The organism is Cryobacterium sp. TMB1-7 (genome assembly GCF_004402435.1).
In the GTDB taxonomy this organism is placed as follows: domain Bacteria; phylum Actinomycetota; class Actinomycetes; order Actinomycetales; family Microbacteriaceae; genus Cryobacterium; species Cryobacterium zongtaii.
Genome location: NZ_SOFZ01000010.1, coordinates 117,223 through 141,184 on the forward strand (window position 1 = coordinate 117,223; position 23,962 = coordinate 141,184).

17 protein-coding genes are annotated in these 23,962 nt (G+C 68.5%); 4 read left to right on the forward strand and 13 right to left on the reverse strand.

From position 1 onward, the window contains the following. Positions 1-14: 14 nt before the first annotated feature. Positions 15-227 carry a twin-arginine translocase TatA/TatE family subunit gene (locus tag E3O60_RS03955; RefSeq protein ID WP_103459695.1) on the forward strand — a complete coding sequence of 71 codons (213 nt, stop codon included), beginning with the start codon at positions 15-17 and terminating at the stop codon, positions 225-227. Positions 228-239: 12 nt separating this feature from the next. Here the strand turns inward: E3O60_RS03955 and E3O60_RS03960 are convergent, their stop codons facing one another. The 12 genes from E3O60_RS03960 to chvE all read right to left on the reverse strand — a co-directional run bounded on the left by E3O60_RS03960 (position 240) and on the right by chvE (position 18,342). Next, complete coding sequence (locus E3O60_RS03960) at positions 240-2,585, reverse strand: glycoside hydrolase N-terminal domain-containing protein (RefSeq protein WP_134497188.1); 2,346 nt, start codon at positions 2,583-2,585, stop codon at positions 240-242. A 2-nt stretch (positions 2,586-2,587) separates the two neighbouring features. After that, positions 2,588-3,541, reverse strand: a complete 954-nt coding sequence (locus tag E3O60_RS03965; RefSeq protein ID WP_198415685.1) for a carbohydrate ABC transporter permease — start codon at positions 3,539-3,541, stop codon at positions 2,588-2,590. After that, positions 3,538-4,497: a carbohydrate ABC transporter permease gene (locus E3O60_RS03970; protein ID WP_134481083.1), complete on the reverse strand. Its 960-nt coding sequence runs from the start codon at positions 4,495-4,497 to the stop codon at positions 3,538-3,540. The genes E3O60_RS03965 and E3O60_RS03970 overlap by 4 nt, the downstream gene beginning before the upstream one ends. Next, positions 4,494-5,786 (reverse strand): extracellular solute-binding protein, encoded by a 1,293-nt coding sequence (locus tag E3O60_RS03975; protein ID WP_166788950.1) that lies wholly within the window; start codon positions 5,784-5,786, stop codon positions 4,494-4,496. Before E3O60_RS03975 ends, E3O60_RS03970 begins: the two co-directional genes overlap by 4 nt. A 77-nt stretch (positions 5,787-5,863) precedes the next feature. Next, positions 5,864-7,879 carry a beta-galactosidase gene (locus E3O60_RS03980; protein ID WP_134497192.1) on the reverse strand — a complete coding sequence of 672 codons (2,016 nt, stop codon included), beginning with the start codon at positions 7,877-7,879 and terminating at the stop codon, positions 5,864-5,866. Between the two features lie 97 nt (positions 7,880-7,976). Beyond that, positions 7,977-9,434 (reverse strand): GH1 family beta-glucosidase, encoded by a 1,458-nt coding sequence (locus E3O60_RS03985; protein WP_134497194.1) that lies wholly within the window; start codon positions 9,432-9,434, stop codon positions 7,977-7,979. Further along, positions 9,431-11,770, reverse strand: coding sequence for an alpha-xylosidase (gene yicI, locus E3O60_RS03990; protein WP_134409176.1), 2,340 nt, complete (start codon positions 11,768-11,770; stop codon positions 9,431-9,433). The genes E3O60_RS03985 and yicI overlap by 4 nt, the downstream gene beginning before the upstream one ends. A 131-nt stretch (positions 11,771-11,901) precedes the next feature. Next, positions 11,902-12,915 (reverse strand): LacI family DNA-binding transcriptional regulator, encoded by a 1,014-nt coding sequence (locus E3O60_RS03995; RefSeq protein WP_134497196.1) that lies wholly within the window; start codon positions 12,913-12,915, stop codon positions 11,902-11,904. A 167-nt stretch (positions 12,916-13,082) separates the two neighbouring features. Beyond that, the gene (locus E3O60_RS04000) at positions 13,083-14,300 is read right to left on the reverse strand and encodes an ROK family protein (protein WP_241993199.1); all 1,218 of its coding nucleotides are present in this window, start codon (positions 14,298-14,300) and stop codon (positions 13,083-13,085) included. Between the two features lie 60 nt (positions 14,301-14,360). Further along, the gene (gene mmsB / locus E3O60_RS04005; RefSeq protein WP_088455105.1) at positions 14,361-15,578 is read right to left on the reverse strand and encodes a multiple monosaccharide ABC transporter permease; all 1,218 of its coding nucleotides are present in this window, start codon (positions 15,576-15,578) and stop codon (positions 14,361-14,363) included. Between the two features lie 5 nt (positions 15,579-15,583). Beyond that, a complete protein-coding gene (gene mmsA / locus E3O60_RS04010; protein WP_088457834.1) occupies positions 15,584-17,092 on the reverse strand; it encodes a multiple monosaccharide ABC transporter ATP-binding protein in 1,509 nt (502 codons plus the stop codon). 125 nt (positions 17,093-17,217) lie between these two features. After that, the gene (chvE, locus tag E3O60_RS04015) at positions 17,218-18,342 is read right to left on the reverse strand and encodes a multiple monosaccharide ABC transporter substrate-binding protein (protein ID WP_088455104.1); all 1,125 of its coding nucleotides are present in this window, start codon (positions 18,340-18,342) and stop codon (positions 17,218-17,220) included. 478 nt (positions 18,343-18,820) lie between these two features. Between chvE and xylA the strand changes: the two genes are divergently transcribed. Further along, entirely contained in the window at positions 18,821-20,011 is a 1,191-nt protein-coding gene (xylA, locus tag E3O60_RS04020) for a xylose isomerase (RefSeq protein WP_088455103.1), read from the forward strand. A gap of 132 nt (positions 20,012-20,143) precedes the next feature. Here xylA and E3O60_RS04025 read toward each other — a convergent pair whose 3' ends face one another. Then, the gene (locus E3O60_RS04025; RefSeq protein ID WP_134409174.1) at positions 20,144-21,058 is read right to left on the reverse strand and encodes an aldo/keto reductase; all 915 of its coding nucleotides are present in this window, start codon (positions 21,056-21,058) and stop codon (positions 20,144-20,146) included. A gap of 157 nt (positions 21,059-21,215) precedes the next feature. Between E3O60_RS04025 and E3O60_RS04030 the strand changes: the two genes are divergently transcribed. Further along, entirely contained in the window at positions 21,216-22,346 is a 1,131-nt protein-coding gene (locus tag E3O60_RS04030) for a glycerate kinase (RefSeq protein WP_134497198.1), read from the forward strand. Between the two features lie 184 nt (positions 22,347-22,530). Further along, positions 22,531-23,946, forward strand: coding sequence for a xylulokinase (gene xylB, locus E3O60_RS04035; protein ID WP_103432776.1), 1,416 nt, complete (start codon positions 22,531-22,533; stop codon positions 23,944-23,946). Positions 23,947-23,962 lie beyond the last annotated feature (16 nt).

Here is a 23,962-nt window from a genome sequence, read left to right on the forward strand (position 1 = left end):
CTAGACGGGACATCATGCTCAGCAATCTGACCGGATGGCACTTCATCATCATCCTCTTCGTCGTTCTCCTGCTCTTCGGCGCACCCAAACTGCCCGCACTGGCGCGCAGCATGGGCCAGTCGATGAAGATCCTCAAGACCGAGCTGGCGCCCACCGACGCCGCCGTGCCCGACGAGAAGCCGGCCACCGCCCCCGCCGCAACGACGCTCGACAAGCCCAAGCCCTAACCCCCGTCCCGGTCACGAGAGGGTGCCGTCGGGTGCCCTGAAGAGATGGATGCCCGTGGTGGGCACAACGACCTCGTGCCGGCGGCCGCGGTAGCCGACGAGCCTGGCGCCCGCGAAGCGCTCCGCGCGGGCGCGCAGTGTCACGCTCACCAGGGTTCCGGCGGACCAGGTCAGGTCGACGAGCACGCCGCCCCGGGCGGCCAGCCCGGTCACCCGGCCCTCGGGCAGTGACGCGGGCAGCGCGGGCAGCAGCTCGAGGGTGCCGGTGTGCGACTGCAGTAGCAGCTCGCAGACCGCGGCGACAAAGCCCAGGTTGCCGTCGATCTGGAACGGCGGATGCGCGGCGAAGAAGTTGGGGTACAGCCCGCCGACATGGGGACCGGCGTCGTCGCGGGCCGGCCGCAGCACCAGCTCGAGCAGGTCGTCGACCTTGGTGGGCTGGTGCAGCCTGGCGCGTAGGCACAGTTTCCAGGCCAGCGACCAGCCGGTGGAGTCGTCACCGCGGCGGTCGAGGGTGGCCGACGCCGCCCGGGCGTGCTCGGCACTCAGACCGTCGCCGGGGTACAGCCCCACCAGGTGCGAGACGTGCCGGTGCTGCGGGTCGGTTTCGAGGCGCTCCCGGTCCCACTCGAACAGGGTGCCGTCGCTGCCGATTCGGGGGCCGGGGATGCGCACCAGCGCGGCCGCCGCCTCGGCGAGGATCGGGTCGTCGCCCTGCCCGCTGTCGGCGGCGAGGCCGGGCAGCAGCGCGAACAGTTCGCGCAGCAGGGTGCGGTCCATGGTCGACCCGGTGCCGGCCGCGACCGGCCGGCCGTTCTGCAGGAACTGGTTCTCTGGCGACGTGGAGGGCCGGGTGGTCAGGCTGCCGCCGGGCAGTTCCACCAGGAAGTCGAGGCAGAACCGGGCGGCCCCGGCCGCGAGGCGCCACAGCCGGGCTAGCTGGTCGGGCGTGGCGGTGCCGAACCGGCGCACCTCGTCGAGCTGCCGCACCAACCAGACCCCGGCCATCGGCCACTGCGCCCAGGAGGCGTCGCCGGTGACCGGCGAGCTGAACGCCCATCCGTCGGAGTTGTGGTGCGCCACCCAGCCCCGGCAGCCGTAGAGCCGGTCGGCGGTGTTCGCGCCCCGCTCGGCGAGGGCCTCCACAAAGGTGAGCAGGGGCTCAGCGGTCTCGCCGAGCCGGGCCACGTGGGCGCCCCAGTAGTTCATTTGGGTGTTGATGTTGAGGGTGTAGTTGCTGCTCCACGGCGGCTGCATGGAGTCGTTCCAGAGGCCCTGCAGGGTGGCGGGCAACCCGCCAGGTCGGGAGGACGCTATCAAGAGGTAGCGGCCGTAGTCGAAGAGGAGCGACAACAGGCCGGGATCGGTCAGCGCGGCCGGGCGGGGGTCGATGGCGGCGCGGTCGAGCCGGTCGGGAGCGGTCCAGCCGTCGGCACCGGCCGGCCCGGGCAGGTCCAGGCTGACCCTGTCGAACAGGGCCGTGTAGTCCAGCCGGTGCCGGCCGGCGAGGTCGTCGACGGATGCCCCGGCGACAGCGCCCAGGCGGGCCGAGGCGGTGGCGGCGCCATCCGCTGCGGTGCCGGAGGCCGGCCGGCCGGCGGCGGTGAAGGTGGTCTCGGTGGCCGCGCAGACCAGGATCTCCCTGGCACCCTCGATGCGGAGGGCCCCTGACCCGTCGGGTGCGGCGTGACCGTCATGCCGCACAGACACCACGATGGCGCCCTTCAGCGGCTGGATGCCGTCCAGTTCCCAGATGGCGGCGGGCCGGTCGGGCCGGTGCCCCGGCGCCACGTCGGCCGGCAGCTGCAGCCGAAGACTCAGGCCGTCGGTCGTGACCGTGCGGCCGAGTTCGGCGAGCGGGCTGCTGACCGAGACCGTGAAGACCGGGTCGGACAGGGCGGCGTCGGCCACGATGTGGTGCACGAGCACCCCGTCGGGGTGGCTGGCGAAGCTGGTCTGTTCGAGGCCGGCCCCCTGGATGTGGTGGACGGCGTCGGCCAGGTCGAGCCACCGCCTGGTGAGGGCGTGGCCGCCGGGTAGGTCGATCTGCACGGTGCCGAACGGCAGGAAGGCCTGGGTGTACTCGGCGCTCAGCACCGCCAGTTCTGCCTCGGCCTCGGTCGCGCGGTCCTCGGCGAGGTGCGCACGGGCCGCGGCCAGCGCGGCCGCGGCAACCGCCGCATCCACCTGCCCGTGGTGATGTTCGCTGGCCGTCGAGCCCGACCAGGCGGTTTCGTCGTTCAGGTGCAGCCGGGTGCACCTGTCGGTGGCGTCGACCATGGCGCCCAGGCTGCCGTTGCCGAGCGGGAGGGCGTCCAGCCAGCTCCCGCTCTGGTCGGTGTAGGAGAGCACGCTCATCCCTAGAACCGCACCCCGCCGGCGGCCAGGCCGGTTTTCCAGTACCGCTGCAGCGACACGAAGACCACGATGATCGGGATGATCGACACCAGGGAGCCGATCACCACGAGGGTCTGCAGGCCGGGGATGGTGATGGAGGCCTGGCTCCAGCCCGACAGCCCGACGGTGACCGGTTGCAGCCGGGCGTCGCTGAGCACCAGCAGCGGCAGCATGAAGTTGTTCCAGCTGCCGATGAACGCGAACAACAAGATGGTGACGCCGCCGGGGCTGAGCAGTTTGAGGGCGATCGAGAAGAACGCCCGCCACTCGCTGGCACCGTCGAGCCTGGCGGCCTCGAGCAACTCCATCGGCATAGCCGACTGCGCGAAGACGAAGGCGAGCAGCACGCCGAACGGGTAGGCCAGGCTGGGCAGCAAGATGCCCCAGATGGTGTTGTTCAACCCGAGCTCCACCAGCAACAGGTAGGTGGGCTGGGCCAGCACGGTCTGAGGGATGAGCATGCTGCCCAGCACCGCACCGAGCACCATGGTGCGCCCCTTGAAGCGGTACATCGCCAGCGCGTAGCCGGAGATCAGGCAGACGAACGTCATCGCGATCGAGCCGAGCCCCGAGTAGATCATCGAGTTGCCCATCCAGCGCCAGAAGATCCCGTCGTTGTAGGTGCTCAGGTCAACGAGGTTCTCCATCAGGTTGAAGTTCGAGAACACGAAACCCGGGGTGCTGAACAGTTCGGCCGTGCTCTTGGTGGATGCCACGATCAGCCAGTACACCGGCACCAGGAAGTACAGGGTGATCGCGCCCATGAAGATCCAGGCGGCGATGCGGGCGCCCCGACTGGGGCGTTCGCCCTCGGCCAGGACCGAGGGCCGGGAGGAGCCGGCCTTCTGGGCGGCCCGCCGGGAGCGTGTCTCACGCACGGGCGGCGGCGAGGACGTGACTGTGACCTGCGTCATCATGCCTTCCCTTTCTTTCGGTTGGTCATGATGGACACCACGATCGAGAGCACGAAGGTCGCCAGCCCGAGGATGATGGCCATCGCCGAACCGAGGTTGATGTTTCCGCCGAGGGTGGTGGCCGAGAAGATCGCCATGTTCGGCGTGTAACTGCCCGAGATGTTCGAGGTCACCGAGCGCATGGTCATCGGCTCGTTGAACAGCTGCAGGGTGCCGATGATCGAGAACAGCGTGGTGAGCATCAGGGCCGGGTAGATCATCGGCAGCTTGATCTGCATGGCCATCCGGAATTCGCTGGCCCCGTCGAGGCGGGCGGCCTCGTACATTTCGCGGGGAACCGTCTGCAGGGCGGAGAACAGGATGATCATGTTGACGCCGGTGACCGACCAGACCGCCACGTTGGCGATCGACCAGAGCACGGTGCCCGGGCCGAGGAAGTCCACCGAGACGCCGAGGTCTGCCAGACCCTCCACGATCGGGCTCACCCGCGGCTGGTACAGGAATCCCCAGATCAGGGCGGCTACGACGGACGGCACCGCATACGGCAGGAACACCGCGAGCTGGAAGAACCGTTTGGCCTTGACCACGGCGGAGTCGAACAGGAGCGCCAGCAGGAGGGAGAGTGCCAGCATGATCGGCACTTGCACGACGCCGAAGAGCAGCACCCGGCCGAAGCTGTCCATGAAGGCCGAGTTGGCGAACGCCTGCACGTAATTGTCGAAGCCGACGAACATCGAGTCGTTGTCGCCGCCGAAGCCGAGGCCGCTGCGTTTGACCTGGAAGAAGCTCGTGTACAGCGCCACCACGATCGGCAGGATCATGAAGACCACAAACGAGAGCATGAAGGGCGCGAGGAAGATATACGGGGCCACCCGCATCCCCCCGCCGGCGCGGGTGCCGCGCCGGCGGGGGGATGCTGCGGGGGCGCCGGGAGGCGCCGTCAGGGTCGAGGAGGTCATTTGACGCTCAGACCGCTGTCCTTGAGGTTGGTCACGGTCAGCGCCTGCACCGCGTCCAGGGCCTCGGCGAAGGTCTGCGCACCCGTGCCGACCTTGGCGAACTCGTCCTTGAGGGCATCCTGGGTGATGTCGTAGTTCGGACCGTCGACCCAGCTGCTCGGCACGTTCTTGGCCGCGTCGATGAAGACCTCGTTGATGACCTGACCGCCGAAGAACTCCTGCTCGGTCAGCATGGCGGGATTGTCGAGACCGGCCAGCGCGGTCGGGAACAGCCCACCCTCCTTGATCAGGATGTCGAGGGATTCGTCCGAGCTGTTCAGCCAGGTGAGGAACTCCACGGCCTGCTCCACGTTTTCGGTTCCGGTGGGAACCACGTCGACGCTGCCACCGGTTTCACCGGCGGCATCGCTTCCCGCGAAGGTGGGCGACGGTGCGACCGACCACTTGCCGGTCAGGTCTGCGGCGTTCTCGGCCAGCAGGGCCGGGAACCACGCGGCGTAGTTGATGCTCGCGATGGTGCCCGCGTTGACCTCGGCCCAGTACTCCGGGGTCCACATGTCGACCACCTTGACCAGCTGCTCGTCGACGAGGGTCTGCCAGATGGCGGCGACCTCCTGGCTCTTGTCGTTGTCGACCTCCACGGTCCACGCGTCGCCGTCGATGGTGTTGAAGGTGCCCTCGTTCTGCCAGACCTGCTCGGTCCAGAGGCCGATCTCGTTCGGCGAGAACTGGCCGATGTAGATGTCGGGGTTGGCGGCCTTGAGCGCGCGGGCCGTCTCCAGGTACTCGTCCCAGGTGGTGGGCACGGCGAGGTTGTACTGGGTGAAGATGTCGGAGCGGTACATCAGACCGGTGGGGCCGGAGTCCTGCGGGATGGCGTAGACGCCGTCGCCGAACTCGACGCCCTTCCAGGAACTGGCGGTGAACGACGCGTCGAGGCCGTCGGTGTACTCACCGATGTCGATCAGCCGGTTGTTGATGATGTGGCCGGGCAGCGAGTGAACGGACATCTGCACGGCATCCGGTGCGGTGCCCGCGTCGATGGCCGGCGGGATCTTCGCGCCGTCGTCGCCGGTCATCCGGAAGAATTCGACCTGGATGTCGGGGTTGGTGTCGTTCCAGGTTTCGACCGCGGTCTCAAGGCCGGGGGCCCAGCCCCAGAATTCGAGGGTGACGGCGCCGGTGTCGGAGCCGGCGGAGGAGGAGCAGCCGGCCAGCAACAGCGCGGACGCTGCCGTGAGGGCGACGGCGGAGCCGAAGGTTCGAAGAGAGCGGTTGAGTGCCATCATTGGCATCCTTTCTGGGTGTGCCACGGGACTGTGGCTGTGCCAGGCGGTTCGACTGCGAACCGCCTGGCTGGGTGACATCAGGGGTGGTGCGGGGCATCCGGCAGGGCATCCTCGCGGAGCACGATCGAGGCGGCGGGGGCCAACTCGATGTCGCCGGAGAGCTGCGCGTCGGTGAGCAGGTCGTAGCCGTTCAGGTCGACCGTGCGGGGACTCTCTCCGTGGTTGAAGACGAAGAGGTAGCTGCGGGTGCCGGCGTAGCGGCGTACGATTTCGACCCCGTCGCCGGCCTGCGGGTGTTCCGGCGTCACGCCGGCCTCCGCGAGGATGCGGCCGATGTGGTCGCCGAGCGCCGCGGCATCCAGCCGGGTGGCCAGGTAGTGCACGGTGCCGGCGCCGAGCCGGTTGCGGGTGATCGCCGGCCCGCCGGCCAGCGGAGCGTGGGTGAAGGTGGCCAGCACCTCGGCGCCGGTGACCTGCAGGTCTTCGGCCCAGGCATCCGCCAGCGACCCGTCGGAGAGCTGCACGGTCTCGCCGGCGGCGAGCGGGTGGTGCTCTTCGACGCGGATGCCCGCCAGCGGGGCAAAGGCGCCGCTGAAGCCGCCGGGGCGCACGCTGAGGTTTTCGTCGGTGCTGCCGGAGAAGAACCAGACCGCCGCGTGACCGCCGGCCGTGACGAAGGCGCGCAGCGTCTCGGCCTCGGCGTCGGAGGCGGCGATCTTGTTCGGCACCAGCACCAGGTCGTAGCCGGAGAGGTCCTGATCGAGCCGCACCACGTCGCAGGAGACGCCCTGCCACCAGAGCGCCCGGTGCACGGCGCGCACGGCGGGCAGGAAGGCGAGGTCGTCGGAGGGCAAGGCGCGCGTCTCGGCGGCCCACCAGGCGATGGAATCCCAGACGATGGCGACCCGGGCGTCGTTCACCCGGCGGCCGTCCGCGGGCGGTTCTGCGATCTCGGCTAACGACGTGAGGGTGTGCCCGAGGGCGACGATCTCGCGGAACACCCGGGTGTCCTCCCCCGCGTGCGGCACCATCGGCGAGTGGAAGAACTCCGCGCCGACCCGCGGCGAACGCCACTGGAAGAACAGGCTGCCGGTGGCGCCCCTGGCCAGGTATTGCAGGGTGTTGCGCTCGAGCCGGCCTGGGTCCTTGGCGAACAGACGCGCGGCGGCGTAGTCGTAGATCAGGCTGGTGGCCTGCTCCATCAGTACCCAGGGTCGGCCCTGGTTGAACGAGCGGGCCACGTCGGCGCCGAACGCCACGTGGGTCTCCCCTTCGATGTCGCGGGCGCTGGGATAGTGGTCGATCGACACCTCGTCGATCTCGGCGGCGAAATCCCACTGGTCGTAGTGGTTCCAGCTGGGCAGCATGAAGTTGGTCGTCACCGGCACGCCGGGGCTCAGCTCGCGGATGACCGCGACCTGCTCGCGCAGCGCGTCGCGGAGAGTGTCGGCGGAGAACCGTTTGAAGTCGAGCAGGTGCGCCGGGTTCGGCAGGTACTGGGTAGCCTGCGGCGCCAGGATGTGCTCGAAGGTGGCGTAGCTCTGCGACCAGAACGCACTGTTCCAGGTGCTGTTCAGCGCGGCCACGGTGCCATAGCGCTCGGCCAGCCACAGCCTGAACGCCCGGTCCGTCTCGGGGCCGTACGAGACCGTGCCGTACTCATTGTGCACGTGCCACATTCGCAGCGCCGGATGCCGGCCGTACCGTTCGGCGAGCGCGCCGGCGATCCGCCGCGCGGCATCCCGGTACGCCGGGGCGGCCGGGTTGTAGGTGTCCCGGCTGCCGTGCACCAGGCGCACGCCGTCCGCGGTGACCGGCAGGGCCTCCGGGTGGGCAAAGGTGAACCACGGCGGCGGCGACGCGGTGGGGGTGGCGAGCACCACCCCGATCCCGTTGGTGTGCATCAGGTCCATCACCCTGTCGAGCCAGCCGAAGTCGTACCGGCCTTCTTCGGGCTCGAGCGACGACCAGGAGAAGACCCCGACGGTGACCCGGTTGACGTGCGCCTCACGCATCAGGCGCACATCCTCCGCCCACACCGATTCGGGCCACTGCTCGGGGTTGTAGTCGCCGCCGTACACGAACTCGCTCAAGGTATATCCATCCGTACGTGCCGCGAACTGTGAGCTGTACCTCGAAAAACGAGGATTTCTGGGGCAAAGCTCACAGTTCGCGGGCTGGTGTGTGGGGTTAGGGGAGGGGCAGGGTGCGGGTGGCGACCAGGGCCGCGTACCAGTGGGCGCTGTCCTTGGGGGTGCGCACCAGGGTGTCGTAGTCCACGTGCACGATGCCGAACCGCTTGGAATAGCCGTAGCCCCACTCGAAGTTGTCCATCAGCGACCACACCTGGTAGCCGCGCAGGTCGACGCCGCGGGCCAGTGCGCGGTGCGCGGCGGTGAAGTGCCGGCGCAGGTAGTCGGTGCGGTCCACGTCGTGCACGCGGGGTCCGTCCTCCGTCTGCACGACCGTGTCGGCGAACGCCGCACCGTTCTCGGTGACCATCAGCGGCTGCGCCGGGAACTCCTCGTGCAGCGCCACGAGCAGCTCCTCGAGGCCGGCCGGTTCGATGTTCCAGCCCATCTCGGTGTACGGGCCGGGCTGGGCGAGGAACTCGACCCTGTCGGCGCCGGGCCACGGCGAGGCACCGACATCCTTGTGCCCGTCGGCGTTCTGGCGCGGTGCCGCCCCGTCCCACAGCCGAACCAGGGTGGTGGAGTAGTAGTTGACGCCGAGCACGTCCAGCGGCTGGTGGATGATCTCGGTATCGCCGGGCAGGATGAACGCCCAGTCGGTGATGTCCTTGGTGTCTTCGAAGACATCCGCCGGGTAGGCGCCGGTCAGCAGAGGGTCCAGGAACACCCGGTTGGCGAGGGCGTCGATCTGCCGCACGGCCTCCGGCCCGGTCTCGCCCTCGCCGCGCAGCACGTGCAGGTTGAGGGTGATCGAGAAGTCGGGGTCGTTGGTCACCAGCGGCTTGAGCGCCAGGATCGCCAGGCCGTGCGCCAGGTTGAGGTGGTGCACGGCGGTGAGCGCCTCGGCGCCGTCGGTGCGGCCGGGCGCGTGCGAGCCGGAACCGTAGCCCAGGTAGGCGGAGCACCACGGTTCGTTCAGGGTGGTCCAGGTGTCCACTCGGTCGCCGAATGCCGCGCCCAGGATCGCCGCGTAGTCGGCGAACGCGTACGCGGTGGCCCGGTTGGTCCAGCCGCCCTCGTCCTCGAGGGCCTGCGGCAGGTCCCAGTGGTAGAGGGTGACGATCGGGCTGATGCCCCGGGCGATCAGCCCGTCGATCAGCCGGCCGTAGAAGTCCAGGCCCGCCTGGTTGGCCGGGCCGCGGCCGGTGGGCTGGATGCGTGACCAGGCGATGGAGAACCGATACGCCTGCAGGCCCAGCGTCACCATCATGTCGAGGTCCTCGTCGAGCCGGTGGTAGTGGCCGGAGGCGACGTCGCCGGTGTCGCCGTTCCAGATCTTGCCGGGGGTGTGGCTGAAGGTGTCCCAGATCGAGGGGCCCCGGCCGTCCTCGTCGAAGGCGCCCTCGATCTGGTAGCTGGCCGTGGCGGAGCCGAAGATGAACGAGTCCGGGAACGTCAGGCCGGCGTCGCGGTAGTCGGGTGAGGCCTGCGTGGTGCTCTGCTCGATGATGCTCATCGGAGGGTGGCCTTTCGGTCGGTGGAGGAGAGGATGTCGCCGCCGGCGAGGCGGGCCCGGAAGGGGGCATCCGAATCGCTGGTCACGACGGTGTCGTCGCGGGAAACTGTGATGGTGAAGGTGACAAAGCTGCCGTCGAGCGGGTTGGCGACTTCGACAGTTCGGATGCCGGCCGACTCGCCCGGGTAGACCGTGAGCAGGGTCTGGTCGGTGTAGTCGTAGTCGGGCCTGTCGTCGCGGGAACCGGTGGCCAGCACCGCTCCCCCACGCACCCACAGCGGGATGCTGTCGAACGCGTGCGTCTCCCGGCGCCAAACGGGACCGGTGACGACCTCGTCGGTCAGGTAGTTCGTCCAGGTGCCGGCCGGCAGGTAGTACTGCACGTCGCCGGCTTCGCTGAAGACCGGGGCCACCAGCAGGTCGGCGCCGAGCAGGTACTGCCGGTCGAGGTAGTCCACGGCGGGGTCGCCGGGGAACTCGAGTTGCATCGGCCGCATGAACGGGGCACCGAGACGGTGTGCCTCCAGGCCCACCTGGTAGAGGTAGGGCATCAGAGTCAGCTTCAGCTTGGTGAACACCCGGGTGACGTCGACGGCGCTCTGGCCGGGCTCCTCCCGGCCCTCGTCGAAGAGCCACGGCACCCGGTAGCTGGTGGACCCGTGCAGCCTGGAGTGGCTGGACAGCAGGCCGAACGCCAGCCAGCGCTTGAACACGGCCGGGTCGGGCATGCCCTCGAAGCCGCCGATGTCGTGGCTCCAGTAGCCGAAGCCGCTGAAGGCCAGCGAGAGCCCGCCGCGTAGGGTCTCGGCCATGGACTCGTAGCTGGAGGAGTTGTCTCCGCCCCAGTGCACGGGCTGCATCTGGCCGCCGACGGTGGCGGAGCGGGCGAACAGCACCGCATCGCCCTCGCCGCGGTGCTCCTGGAGCACCTCGAAGACGGCCTTGTTGTAGAGCTGGGTGTACAGGTTGTGCATCACCTCGGGCGACGAGCCGTCGTGCCAGACCACATCCGTGGGGATGCGTTCGCCGAAGTCGGTCTTGATGGCGTCGACGCCCTGTGCGAAGAGGCCGCGCAGCTTGTCCTGGAACCAGGTGACGGCGGCGGGGTTGGTGAAGTCCACCAGTGCCATGCCGGCCTGCCAGAGGTCCCACTGCCAGACGTCGCCGTTGGCCTTCGTCACCAGGTAGCCGGCGGCGGCGGCCTCGGCGAAGATGCCGGCTCGCTGGGCGATGTAGGGGTTGATCCAGGCGCTCACGTGCAGGTTCTTCTCGTGCAGCCTGGCGAGCATGCCCTCGGGGTCCGGGAACACCCGCGGGTCCCACTCGAAGTCGGTCCAGTTGAATTCGCGCATCCAGAAGCAGTCGAAGTGGAAGACAGAAAGTGGCAGGTCACGCTCCGCCATGCCGTCGATGAAACTGTTCACGGTGGCCTCGTCGTACTGGGTGGTGAACGAGGTCGACAGCCATAGGCCGTACGACCAGGCCGGCACCCGCGCGGGGCGGCCGGTGAGGCGGGTGTAACGCTCGAGGATCTGCTTGGGAGTGGGCCCGTAGATCACCAGGTATTCGATGGCCGGACCGGCGACGGAGAACTGCACCCGTTCGACGGCCTCGGTGCCGACCTCGAAGGAGACGTGCTCGGGGTGGTTGACCAGCACGCCGTAGCCGCGGTTGGTGAGGTAGAACGGCACGTTCTTGTAAGACTGTTCGCTGGAGGTGCCGCCGTCGGCGTTCCAGATGTCGATGGTCTGGCCGTTCTTGATCAGCGGGCCGAAGCGTTCGCCCAGGCCGTAGACCAGTTCGCCCACGCCGAGGGAGAGCTGTGCGTGCGTGTAGCTGGGTGCCGGTGCGAGCCCGGTGGTGGTGACGCCGGAGACGCCGGCCGGTTCGGCGGCGATGGGGGCCCCGGGGGCGAGCTGCATGTGCCCGATCGACTTGTGGCCGCTCTCGGTGAGGGTGCGGCCGTCGGCCTCGAAGCTGAGGTTGAACGGAGCACCCGGGGCGATGCGTGCGGTGAGCGGGCCGGCCGTGAGGGTGCCGCCGGTGGCGTCGATCGCGATGTCGCCGGCATCCGGCTCGGCGCCGACGAGCTCGAAACCCGGGCCGGTTGTGGTCCCGGTGTGCTGTTCCACGCGCACCTTGACGATGCCCTCCAGCGGCGACGAGAGCGTCACGGTGAGCATGGCGCGGTTGAGCACATCACCGCGACGTTCGATCACCTTCGTCGGGGCGGAGACCCGCAGGGCGGCACCCACCTGTTCGATGTCGTAGGCCTCCTGCGCGTAGAACGCGGTGACGCCGGGACGGGTGTGCCAGAAACCATCGGTGAATTTCATGTCTACTTGACTGCTCCTGCGGTGATGCCCCTGGTGAGGGTGCGTTGGGTGGTGCTGCTGGGCTCTACGGTTCTCGATCGCATTTCGAAACGTTTCGACGGCGCGAAGACTCTGAGGGTATTTCCGAGGTTCTATCGATGCGGGCCGGGGGCGGTCGACCCGAGCTCGACGTAGGTCGGCTCGATGTACTCGACGTGGGGCTCGGCGTCTCCGGCGAACTGGGCCATCGTGAGCTCGATTGCTCGGGTGCAGGACTGGTCAGCGGGTAGCGGGATCACGTCGAGCGGCGGGTTGAGATGGTCGGTGGAGAAGCTGGAGCAGGCCGAAATGACCGAGAGGTCGTTCGGCACGCTGATGCCGCGCTGGCTGAGCACGTCGAGAACCATGGACTGCACGGGTTCGTTGCAGTGCAACACGAGCCCGGTCATTCCGGGCAGAGCGGCCGTCATGTGCTCGACGGCCGCGCGCACGCCGGCCGACTCCTCGGCGGCCGGGGTGAAGGCCACGGTGATGCCCAGCCGGGCGGCTTCGGCCAGGAAGGCGTCCCGGAAACGCGGCGGGAAGTTCGAGCCACGCTCATAGACGAGCGGCGCCTGGCCGATCAGGCCGATCTCGCGGTGGCCGAGGTCGACCAGCCGGCGAACGGCCAGCACCGCGGCCTGTTCGAAGTCGAGGTCGACACAGGTGAGGCCGGCGGTGTCACTGGGGATGCCGATCACCGTGGCCGGCAGGCCGAGCTCGCGCACCAGGTCGGTACGGGGATCGGCGGTGGAGACGTCCAACAGCACGATGCCGTCGACCAGGGAGCTGCGCGCCACCCGGCGGAGACCCACGGTTGCTTCGTCTTGGGTGAGCAGAAGCACGTCGTAGTCGTACAGGCGGGCGGCCGTGACCACCGAGAGCACGAAGGCCATGTGGGCCGGGGCGTGGGTGCCGGCATGCAGCGGAGCGCTCAACGCGAGGATCTGGGTGCGCGCGCCCTTGAGCATCCGCGCGCCGGCGTTGGCCCGGTAGTCGAGCTGGAGAACGGCCTGGTCGATGCGCTGTTTGGTGGATGCCGCGATCGAACGCTTACCGCTGAGGGCGTAGGACACCGTACTGATCGACACTCCGGCGACACGTGCCACGTCGTGAATGTTGGCCACCTGGACTCCATCGTCGGTCGGATAGTGCGGGATCGATTGCGGAAACGCAGCCGAGCGGCGAGCGAAGTGTCTAAACGTTTCGACCGCCTCGCAAGGGAGCCTACGGCAGACTTCCTCGCTTCCGCAAGTAGTTTGTGGTGATTGACGACAAATGTCAGATCAGCGAACTAGCGACGAGAGGCACGACCGCGCACGAAGCCGGCCGGGTCGTCGAGCAAGTCGGCGAAGGCCAGCTCGGCGGCGCCCACGAGCATCAGGTGCGAGCCCAGGCTGGCCCGCTCGATGGCCACGGTGTGGCCGATGCTGCTCATGGAGCGCACGATCATCGCCGCGGTCAGCTGTTCCCGGCCCACCGAGAGCAGCGAGCCGAGGAACCCGCCGAGCACCACCATCTCGGGGTCGAACAGGTTCACGAAGTTGGAGATCGCCTCGGAGAGCAGCTCGATCTGCCGGCGCACCTCGGCCAGCACGGCCGGGTCGCGGGAGACGCCGAGCGCGATGTCGAGGTCGTCCAGGTCGGCGCGCGGCAGCTTCAGCACCGCGAGAAGCCTGGCCATGCTCACCTCGGTCTCCAGGCAGCCGATCCGGCCGCAGTGGCAACGCACCCCCGCGCTGTTCACCAGGGTGTGGCCCAGCTCCCCCGCGTAGCCGCTGGTGCCGCGGAGCGGTGTGCCGCCGATGATCAGGCCGCCGCCGATTCCGCTGGCGCTGCCGTTGAGGTAGACCAGGTCGTTGATGCCGCGGGCCGCGCCGAACATGCTCTCGGCGATCGCGCCGAGGCTGGCGTCGTTGCCGGCGAAGACCGGGTAGTCCAGCACCCGGGCCAGATCGCGGGCCAGGTTGACGTCGCGCCAGCCCAGGTGCGGGGCGATCAGCACCCGGCCGTCCGCGGAGTTCACCAGCGCCGGCACCGCCACGCCGACCCCGGCGATGCTGTAGCTCTGGTCGATCTCACCGCGCATGCCGTCGACGATGGCCTTGACCGCGTTGATGGCCTCGGCCACGGTGGGCACCCGGGTGGTGTCGAAACGGATGCGCCGGATCACCTCACCGCCGAGTCCCACCAGTCCCACGGTGATGGCGTCAATATCGGGGTTGACCGCGATCGCGGCCAGCCCCGGGTTCGGCACCACCTGCGGGCTGGGCCGGCCCACCCGGCCCACCACGCTCTCCGGTTCCACCTCGAACGCCATGCCCAGGTCGACGAGTTCGGCCACCAGGGCCGCGATCGTCGATCGGTTCAGTCCGGTGCGCTTGGTGAGCTCGGCTCGGGAGCAGCCACCGGCGTGGTGCAGCATCGTCATGACCATCGACAGGTTGTACCGCCGGAGCTGGTCGTTGCTGGTGCCGCCCCGAACACCCAGGGTGGGTGACGCTTGGCTCACGGGTGGGTCACGGTCCTTTCGGGTGCGGGCCCGACAGAGGACCGCCGGGTGGCGTCAGTGCTATCGTCCTCCGGCGCGCCGCTTGTTGAAGATATCAAACGCGACGGCCAGCAGCAGCACCAGGCCCTTGATTGTCATCTGCCAGGCGGCATCCACCGAGAGAATCGACAGGCCCATGTTGAGCACGCCCATCACCAGACCACCGACCACGGCACCGACCACGGTGCCCACGCCGCCCTGCACGGCCGCACCACCGATGAAGACGGCGGCGATGGCGTCGAGCTCGTAGTTCTGGCCCGCCGAGGCGACGGCGCCGCCGGCTCGCGCGGTCGAGACCACACCGGCCAGGCCGGCCAGCACGCCCATGTTCACGAAGATGTAGAAGTTGACCCACTTGGTCTTCACCCCGCTCATCACGGCGGCGAAGAGGTTGCCGCCCATGGCGTAGACGTGGCGGCCGAACACCGTGCGGTTGAGCACGAAGTTGTAGATCAGGATCAGGGCGGCGAGCACGATCAGGATGATCGGGGTGCCGCTGTAGTCGCTGAGCAACCAGGCGAACCAGACGATCGCGATGGCGGCGATGCCGTTCTTGGTCCACATCGAGGCGAGCGGTTCGCGCGGCAGGTCCAGCCGGGCCAGGGTAGCGCGGGTGCGCAGCTGGAAGACGATCAGGGCCACGGCGGTGAGGATGCCCAGCGCCAGGGTGAGCACGTCGCGCCCGGCCAGTTCGCCCAGGTACGACGGTAGCCAGCCGGCGCCGATCGCGGTGAATTCGGCGGGCAGGCCGCTGATGGTTCCGCCGGTGAGCAGTACCAGGGTGAGGCCGCGGAAGATGAGCATGCCGGCCAGGGTGACGATGAACGCCGGGATGCCGACGAACGCCACCCAGTAGCCCTGCCAGGCGCCGACCAGGGCGCCGACCAGCAGCGACACGAGGACCGCGCCCCACCAGGGCAGACCCCAGTTGTTCATGCTGATCGCGGCGACAGCGCCGACCATGGCCACGACAGAGCCGACGGACAGGTCGATGTGGCCGGCGATGATCACGATGACCATGCCGATCGCGAGGATCAGCACGTAGGCGTTCTGCTGGATGAGGTTGTTCACGTTGCCGGGCAGCAACAGGCGCCCGTCGGTGAGGATCTGGAACAGGATGACGATCACGGCCAGGGCGGCGACGATGCCGTACTGGCGGAGGTTGATCGAGAGCTTGGGCATCCGGCGCTTGACGGGTGGTTCTGTGGGCGCCTTGCTCGCTGGCGTGGTGGTGGTCATCGCGCTCAGTCCTTTCCTGCGGTCATGTAGTGCATGAGTGTTTCCTGCGACGCGTCGGCCTTGGCGACCTCGCCGGTGAGTTTTCCTTCCGAGATCGCGTAGATGCGATCACAGATGCCGATCAGCTCGGGCAGTTCGGAGGAGATCACAATGACCGCCTTGCCCTGCGCCGCGAGCTCGTTGATGATTCCGTAGATCTCGTATTTGGCCCCCACGTCGATGCCGCGGGTCGGCTCGTCCAGGATCAACACGTCGGGGCCGGAGAAGATCCACTTCGACAGCACCACCTTCTGCTGGTTACCGCCGGAGAGCTTGCCGGTGATCGAGGTGACCGACGGCGCCTTGATGTTCATCTTCTGCCGGTAGGAGTCGGCGACCTTGTACTCGCGGTGCTTGTCGATCACGCCGTACTTGGCCAGCTTGGCCAGGGCGGCCGCGGACACGTTGACGGTGATGTCGCCGATCAGGTTGAGGCCGTAGCGTTTGCGGTCCTCGGTGGCGTACGCGAAGCCGTGCTCGATGGCCTCCCCCACGGTGCGCATCTGGATTTCGGTGCCGTCCTTGAAGACCTGCCCGGAGATGTTGGTGCCGTAGGAGCGGCCGAAGATGCTCATCGCCAATTCCGTGCGGCCGGCGCCCATCAGCCCGGCGAAGCCGACGATCTCGCCGGCGTTGACGGTGAAGGAGGCGCCGTCGACGACCTTGCGGGCCACGTCGACGGGGTGGTGCACTGTCCAGTTCTCCACCCTGAGCACCTCGGCGCCCACGGCGGGCTCCCGCGGCGGGAACAGGTTGTTCAGGTCCCGGCCGACCATGGCGCGGATGATGTGAGCCTCCGTGGCATCCGGCCCTGCCATGTCGATGGTCTCGATGGTCTTGCCGTCCCGGATCACCGTGACGGTGTCGGCGATGCGTTTGATCTCCTTGAGCTTGTGGGAAATGATGATGCAGGTGATGCCCTGCGTGCGCAGGTGGTCGATCAGGCCCAGCAGATGGGTGGAGTCCTCGTCGTTCAGGGCCGCGGTGGGCTCGTCGAGGATGAGCAGTTTGACCCGTTTGGAGAGCGCCTTGGCGATCTCCACGAGCTGCTGCTTGCCCACGCCGAGCTCGAGGATCTTGGTGGCCGGGTTCTCGTCCAGGCCCACCCGGGCCAGCAGCAGGGCGGCCTCACGGTTGGTCTTGTTCCAGTCGATCACCCCGCGGGTGGCGTTCTCGTTGCCGAGGAAGATGTTCTCCGCGATTGACAGGTACGGGCTCAGCGCCAGCTCCTGGTGGATGATGACGATACCGTCGTGCTCGCTGTCGTTGATGGTCTTGTAGGCCACCTCGTGGTCCTCGAACTCGATGCTGCCGTCGAAGCTGCCGGCCGGGTACACCCCGCTGAGGACCTTCATCAGCGTGGACTTGCCGGCGCCGTTCTCCCCGCAGATGCCGTGCACCTGCCCCCTCGTGACCTCGAGGGAAACACCGTCGAGGGCCTTCACCCCATTGAAGTCCTTCACGATGTTGTTCATCCTGAGGATGATCGAATGCTCCACTGCGCTCTCCTGTTTGCTGATGGGCCGGGCACCCGGTTTCCCGGGTGCCCGGCTAGGAGGTCGGCCTGCTCGGAACGAACAGGCCGGCCAGGGTCGGCTCGTTAGAGGCCGACATCCGATGCCTTGATGAAGCCGGAGTCGACGAGCTTGGTCTGCACATCGTCCTTGACGACGACCTCGGGGTCGAGCAGGAACGACGGCACGACCTTCTCGCCGTTGTCGTAGGTCTCGGTGTCGTTGACGGTGACCTCGTCGCCGGCCACGATCTCCTCGATCATGGTGAACACCTGCTCGCCGAGCGTGCGGGTGTCCTTCCAGACCGTCATGGACTGCTCACCGTCGAGGATCGCCTTGACGTTGGCCTTGTCGGCATCCTGTCCGGTGATCAGCGGGTAGTCGGTGCCCGGTGCGTAGCCGGCCGATTTCAGCGAGGCGATGATGCCGATGGCCAGGCTGTCGTTCGGGGAGAGCACCACGTCGACCTTGTCGCCGCCGGTGTAGAACGACGACAGACGGTTGTCCATTTCGGACTGCGCCTTGTCGCTGGCCCAGCCCTGGATGCCGATCGAGGCCCAGTCGTCGTTGGAGGCGGGTGACTGGCCGCTCGGAACGACGAGGACGCCGCTCTCCACGTAGGGCAGCAGAACGTCCCAGGCGCCGGAGAAGAAGAACTTGGCGTTGTTGTCGTCGGGGCTGCCGGCGAACGGTTCGATCGAGATCGGCCCGGTCGCGTTGGCCAGGTCGAGCTGGGTCTCCAGGAACTGGCCCTGCAGCTGGCCGACCTTGTAGTTGTCGAAGGTGGCGTAGTAGTCGACGTCAGGGGTGCCGTTGATCAGGCGGTCGTAGGCGATGACGGTGGCGTCCTGCTTCTTGGCCTCGGCGAGCACCGGCGCGAGCACCTGGCCGTCGACGGCGGCCACAACGAGGATCTTCGATCCGCCGGCGACCTGGTTCTGGATCTGGCTGATCTGCTGGTCGGTCTTGTTGTCGGCGTACTGCAGGTCGACGGTGCAGTCGGCCTCTTCGAGCAGCGCCTTGAGCTGCTCACCGTCGTTGATCCAGCGTTCCAGGCTGCGGGTCGGCATCGAGATGCCGACGTTGCACTCGGTACCGCCGGCGGCTGCATCGCCGCCTCCGGTGGTTTCACCGTCGCTGGCGCAGGACGCGAGCGACAGGGCGAAAATGCCTGTGGCCGCGAGGGCGAGAATTTTCTTGGTCTTGGACATAGTTGGAGCTTTCCTCTCTGAGAGCTGCCAGTCACCGCAGTCACCGGTATGCCGGTGGACTGCCAGAGGAGGAAATCTTGTCGCCCGCTCCCCCAGCACTGGGCGAACGCGTGTCAGGGTTACCTCCTTGTAACGGGACATCGCTGTGATTGACCCACCGCGCAAATGCGGCCTTTGTTGACGGACAGAACTTATCTCGTACCTTCTCGGTTTGCCTAGGGGCAAAACAGGAAATGCCCCTGTTTGGGGGGTTGGCATGATGACGCACCCCCTCGAGGGCTCTAATTGCGACGGGAATCGTCGAAACCGTTCGACAGGGTCAGTGGCGGGAGGAGGCGCAAAAACGGACTTCCGGCGAATATGTTGTGGCCGGGGGTTTTCCTGCGGCCCGTGCGGGCAACTGTACGGATGGGCCGCGGGTGTGTAATATGTTGGTCATAGCAACAAATCGCCAATGAAGCTGAATCGGAGCACAGTCATGTCACTCACCCCCACCCCCGCCGACAAGTTCTCATTCGGCCTGTGGACCATCGGATACAACGGGTCTGACCCGTTCGGCGGACCCACTCGCCCGCAGCTGGACACCGTCGAAGCCGTCACCCGCCTCGCTCAGCTCGGCGCATACGGCCTCACCTTCCACGACGACGACCTCTTCGCCTTCGGCTCCACGGATGCCGCCCGCCAGAAGGAGATCGACCGTCTCAAGCAGGTCCTCGCCGACACCGGCATGATCGTGCCGATGATCACCACCAACCTGTTCAGCGCCCCGGTCTTCAAAGACGGCGGCTTCACCTCCAACGACCGCGCCGTGCGCCGGTTCGCCCTGCGCAAGGTCATGCGCAACCTCGACCTCGCCGCTGAGCTCGGCGCCAAGACTTTCGTCATGTGGGGCGGCCGTGAGGGCGCAGAGTACGACGCGGCCAAGGACATCCGCGCCGCCCTCGACCGCTACCGCGAGGCTGTCAACCTGCTCGGCGACTACGTCACCGACAAGGGTTACGACATCCGTTTCGCCATCGAGCCCAAGCCCAACGAACCGCGCGGCGACATCCTGCTGCCCACGGTCGGCCACGCCATGGCGTTCATCACCACCCTCGAGCGCCCCGAACTCGTCGGCGTCAACCCCGAGGTCGGTCACGAGCAGATGGCCGGGCTGAACTTCACCGCCGGCATCGCCCAGGCGCTCTACCAGGGCAAGCTGTTCCACATCGACCTCAACGGTCAGCGCGGCATCAAGTACGACCAGGACCTGGTCTTCGGCCACGGCGACCTGCAGAACGCGTTCTCGCTGGTGGACCTGCTCGAAAACGGCGGCCCGAACGGTGGCCCGTCCTACGACGGCCCGCGTCACTTCGACTACAAGCCGAGCCGCACCGAGGACATCAGCGGCGTCTGGGACTCCGCCGCCGCGAACATGCGCACCTACCTGCTGCTCAAGGAGCGTGCCGCGGCCTTCCGCGCCGACCCCGAGGTGCAGGAGCAGCTGGCCGCATCGCGCGTGCCGGAACTGTCGCAGACCACTCTGTCCGACGGCGAGAGCTACGACGACTTCCTGGCCGACAAGAGCGCCTACGAGGACTTCGCTCCGGAGGAGTACTTCGGCGGCAAGGGCTTCGGCTTCGTTCGCCTGCAGCAGCTGGCCCTCGAGCACCTGCTCGGCGCCCGCTAACCAGCAGGTTCGTTCGACCGTTCCACCCGCACCATCTGCCCCGGCCGGGTTCTCCCGGCCGGGGCTTTCTCGCATCCCCCACCCGCGAACCGTGAGGTAAGCACCTTCGCGCGAGTTGTGGGTGCTTTTCTCTCAGTTCGCGAGGATGGTGTCCAGCTCGGCCCAGACCGCATCCGGCACGTCGATCGCGGCGTGGGCGACGGCCTCGTCGAAGCGCTCCCTCGTGCGCACGCCCAGCACGGTCGTGTCGACGAGCGGATGCCGCAGGCTGAATTGCAAGGCGAGCGCGGCCAGCGGGATCCCGGCGTCGGCCGCGATGCGGGTGACGGCGTCCACGGCGGCCTGGGTCTCCGGCCGGATCGGGCCGTAGGCGTAGGTGCCGGCGAACCGGGGGTCGCCGGTGAGGATCCCGGCGCCGAACGGGGCCGCGTTCTCCACGATCATGCCCCGGTCCCTGGCCGCCTGGTACAGGCCCAGCGCCGAGCGGTCCACCAGGGTGAAGCGGTTGTGATTGATCAGGACGTCGAAGAGGCCGGTGTCCACGAAGCGGCGCATCATCGCGACAGGTCCGCCCGAGATACCGATGTACCGGGCCACACCGCGGTCCCGCATGGCGACGAGCGCATCCACGGCACCGCCGGGCTGCATGACGCTCTCGAAGCCGACGTTTTCGGGATCGTGCAGGAAAAGGATGTCGACGGATTCGAGGCCGAGCCGGTCGAGCGACTGCTGCAGAGATCTCTCCATCTGCGCCGCCGAGAAGTCGTTGCGCGCCACGTCGCGGTCGAGCTTGGTCTGCACGACCAGTCCCGGGCCGACAGTGCCGGCCAGCGCCTTGCCGATGACCCCTTCCGAGTGTGAGTCGCCGTAGATGTTGGAGGTGTCGATGACGTTCGTGCTGAGCCGGCCGGCCGCCCAGGACGCGGCCAGGGCATCCGTGGCGCTGGTCTCGGCAGCACTCCGCGGCGACCAGCCGGACGTGCCGAGGGTGAGAGGAGACAGGAGGAGCGCCTGCGAGCCGGTGGGCCGGGGATCAAGGGAAACCATGAGGCGAGGCTAGTCCGTTTCTGCCGAGGGGCGTGGAGCGACAACCCGCTGACGAACCGGGGATCGGCATGCGGTACCGTGTCGAGAACCGGGCGTCCGGGCGGGAAGAGGGTCGCCCTCGTCCCTGCGTTCGTCGCTTCCACAGAGGATCGATCCCATGAAATTCGTTCTGGCCCCCGACTCGTTCAAGGAATCGATGACCGCACCCGAGGCCGTCGCCGCCATGCGACGCGGTGTGCTGTCGGTGTTTCCCGACGCCGACTGCGTGGCCGCGCCGATGGCCGACGGCGGGGAAGGCACCAGGGAGGCCCTCACCGATGCCCTCGACGGTGTGCTCGTCAGCGCCCCGGTGCACGACGCCCTGGGACGTTCCGTTCGGGCCCGGTACGGCTACGTCGGCTCCGAGCACCTCGCCATCATCGAAATCGCCGCCGCCGCCGGGATCGACCTGGTCGCCGTCGCCGACCGGGACCCGAAGATCACCAGCTCCTACGGGGCCGGCGAGTTGATCCGCCACGCCCTGGACCGTGGAGCGACGCGGTTCATCGTGGGTCTGGGCGGTTCGGTGACCAACGACGGTGGCGCCGGGATGCTCGAGGCCCTCGGCGCCCGCCTGCTCGATGAGGCCGGTGCGGACTTGCCGCGCGGCGGTGCGGCCCTGGCACGGCTGCACCGGATCGACCTGTCCGCCGTCGACCCGCGGTTGGCCGGCAGCACGTTCCAGATCGCCAGTGACGTCACGAATCCGCTGCTCGGAGCCGCCGGCGCCAGCGCCGTCTTCGGCCCGCAGAAGGGCGCCGACCCCGCCACCGTGCACCAGCTCGACGCCGCGCTGGGCGTGTACGCCACCGTGATCGCCGCCCTGACCGGCACGGATGTGTCCAACCAGCCCGGCGCCGGAGCCGCCGGTGGACTCGGGGCCGCCTTTCTGGCGTTCTTCCCGGCCGAGCTGCGCCGCGGTGTGGATGTCGTGATGGATGCCGTGCACCTGGCCGACCGGATCGCCGGCGCCGATTTCGTGTTCACGGGCGAGGGCAGCCTCGACGCCCAAACCCTGAGCGGGAAGACCCCGATGGGTGTTGCGGAGGCCGCCGGCGTGCACGGTGTCCCGGTCGTCGCCTTCGCGGGCCGGATCGGCCCCGGCGCCGAGGTGCTCTACGACCACGGCTTCGCCGCCCTGGTGCCCATCCTGCCGGGTGTCTCCGACCTGCCCAGCGCCCTCGCCGACGGCGCGGCAAATTTGGAGCGCGCGGTCGCCACCGTCTGCCGACTGCTCACCCTGTCCTGAGGGTGCCGCCCGCCCGCTGCGGGCGGCACGGAGCCCCTTGCGTGATGCCGCGGGGGCCCGCAAGCGTTTGAACATCCCCGCTGGACCGAATATGTTTAGACCCAGAACATTTTATGTGTGAGCCCCCGGGCGACGGCGAGGACGCCGCCGACCCACCGCGGATTTTTGAGGTTTGGAGTGCGCCATGGCGCTGGTTGCCGGAGTCGACTCGTCGACGCAGAGTTGCAAGATTGTGGTGCGGGATGCCGAGACGGGCGCGCTGGTGCGCACCGGCAAGGCGAGTCATCCCGTGGGCACCGAGGTCGATCCGGCCGCCTGGTGGGATGCCCTGCTGGCCGCCGTCGAGAAGGCCGGCGGTCTCGACGACGTCGCCGCCGTGTCGGTGGCCGCGCAGCAGCACGGCATGGTCGTGCTCGATGAGGACGGCCGCGTCATCCGCCCGGCCCTGCTCTGGAACGACACCCGCAGCGCGCAGGCCGCCGCCGACCTGATCGATGAGGTCGGCGCCGCCGAATACGCCCGCCGCACCGGCCTCGTGCCGGTGGCCTCGTTCACCGTCACCAAACTGCGCTGGCTGCGGGATGCCGAACCGGCCAACGCCGCCAGGGTCGCCGCCGTCGCCCTCCCGCACGACTGGCTCAGCTGGCGGCTGCGCGGTTACGGCCCGGCCGGTGAGAGCGAGCTCGGCCCCGTGCTGACCGCGCTGACCACCGACCGGTCGGATGCCAGCGGCACCGGCTACTTCTCGGCCGCCCTCGATGACTACGACCGTGAGCTGCTCGTGCGCGGGCTCGGCCACGACGCCGTGCTCCCCCGGGTGCTCGGCCCTGGCGAGACCGCAGGCACCACGGTGGCCCTGCCCGGGGTTCCCGCCGGTCTCGTCGTGGGTGTGGGAGCCGGCGACAACGCTGGAGCCGCCCTGGGCCTGGGCGCTGCGGCCGGCGACGTGATCGTGTCGATCGGCACCAGCGGCACGGTCTTCGCCGTCACCGCGGTGCCCAGCGAGGATGCCTCCGGCGCCGTCGCCGGGTTCGCCGACGCCAGCGGGCTGCACTTGCCGCTGATCGCCACGCTCAACGCCGCCCGCATCCTGGACTCCATTGCCGGCCTGCTCGGCGTCGACCACCACGAACTGGGCCGGCTCGCGCTGGAGGCCGAGCCCGGCGCGCAGGGCCTGGTCCTGCAGCCGTACTTCGAGGGCGAACGCACCCCCAACCTGCCCGACGCCACGGCATCCCTGTTCGGGATGACCCTGACCTCGACCACCCGGCCGAACCTGGCCAGGGCTGCGATCGAGGGGCTGCTGTGCGGCCTCGCCGACGGGCTGGACGCCGTGCGCGCGCAGGGAGTCAGCGTCGAACGCATCCTGCTGATCGGCGGAGCGGCGCAGAACCCGGCCGTGCAGTTCATAGCCGCGCAGGTGTTCGATGCACCGGTGGCCGTGCCCACCCCCGGCGAGTACGTCGCCGACGGCGGTGCCGCCCAGGCGGCCTGGTCGCTCACGGGCACCCGCCCGGCCTGGTCGGTGGCGGTCGAGGCGCACCCCACCCCGGACTTCCGCCCGGTCATCCGCGCCCAGTACGCCGCGCACCGCGCCTAGCTCCGCACCCCGCTTT

What these genes read in the sequence shown, in the direction of transcription:
- E3O60_RS04025 (WP_134409174.1), bottom strand. Translation starts at nt 21,058, where the DNA reads ATGGTTTCCCTTGATCCCCGGCCCACCGGCTCGCAGGCGCTCCTCCTG.
- E3O60_RS03955 (WP_103459695.1), top strand. Translation starts at nt 15, where the DNA reads ATGCTCAGCAATCTGACCGGATGGCACTTCATCATCATCCTCTTCGTC.
- E3O60_RS03975 (WP_166788950.1), bottom strand. Translation starts at nt 5,786, where the DNA reads ATGATGGCACTCAACCGCTCTCTTCGAACCTTCGGCTCCGCCGTCGCC.
- E3O60_RS03960 (WP_134497188.1), bottom strand. Translation starts at nt 2,585, where the DNA reads ATGAGCGTGCTCTCCTACACCGACCAGAGCGGGAGCTGGCTGGACGCC.
- yicI (WP_134409176.1), bottom strand. Translation starts at nt 11,770, where the DNA reads ATGAAATTCACCGATGGTTTCTGGCACACCCGTCCCGGCGTCACCGCG.
- E3O60_RS04030 (WP_134497198.1), top strand. Translation starts at nt 21,216, where the DNA reads ATGAAATTCGTTCTGGCCCCCGACTCGTTCAAGGAATCGATGACCGCA.
- xylA (WP_088455103.1), top strand. Translation starts at nt 18,821, where the DNA reads ATGTCACTCACCCCCACCCCCGCCGACAAGTTCTCATTCGGCCTGTGG.
- E3O60_RS03965 (WP_198415685.1), bottom strand. Translation starts at nt 3,541, where the DNA reads ATGATGACGCAGGTCACAGTCACGTCCTCGCCGCCGCCCGTGCGTGAG.
- mmsA (WP_088457834.1), bottom strand. Translation starts at nt 17,092, where the DNA reads ATGAACAACATCGTGAAGGACTTCAATGGGGTGAAGGCCCTCGACGGT.
- E3O60_RS03970 (WP_134481083.1), bottom strand. Translation starts at nt 4,497, where the DNA reads ATGACCTCCTCGACCCTGACGGCGCCTCCCGGCGCCCCCGCAGCATCC.
- xylB (WP_103432776.1), top strand. Translation starts at nt 22,531, where the DNA reads ATGGCGCTGGTTGCCGGAGTCGACTCGTCGACGCAGAGTTGCAAGATT.
- chvE (WP_088455104.1), bottom strand. Translation starts at nt 18,342, where the DNA reads ATGTCCAAGACCAAGAAAATTCTCGCCCTCGCGGCCACAGGCATTTTC.
- E3O60_RS03985 (WP_134497194.1), bottom strand. Translation starts at nt 9,434, where the DNA reads ATGAGCATCATCGAGCAGAGCACCACGCAGGCCTCACCCGACTACCGC.
- mmsB (WP_088455105.1), bottom strand. Translation starts at nt 15,578, where the DNA reads ATGACCACCACCACGCCAGCGAGCAAGGCGCCCACAGAACCACCCGTC.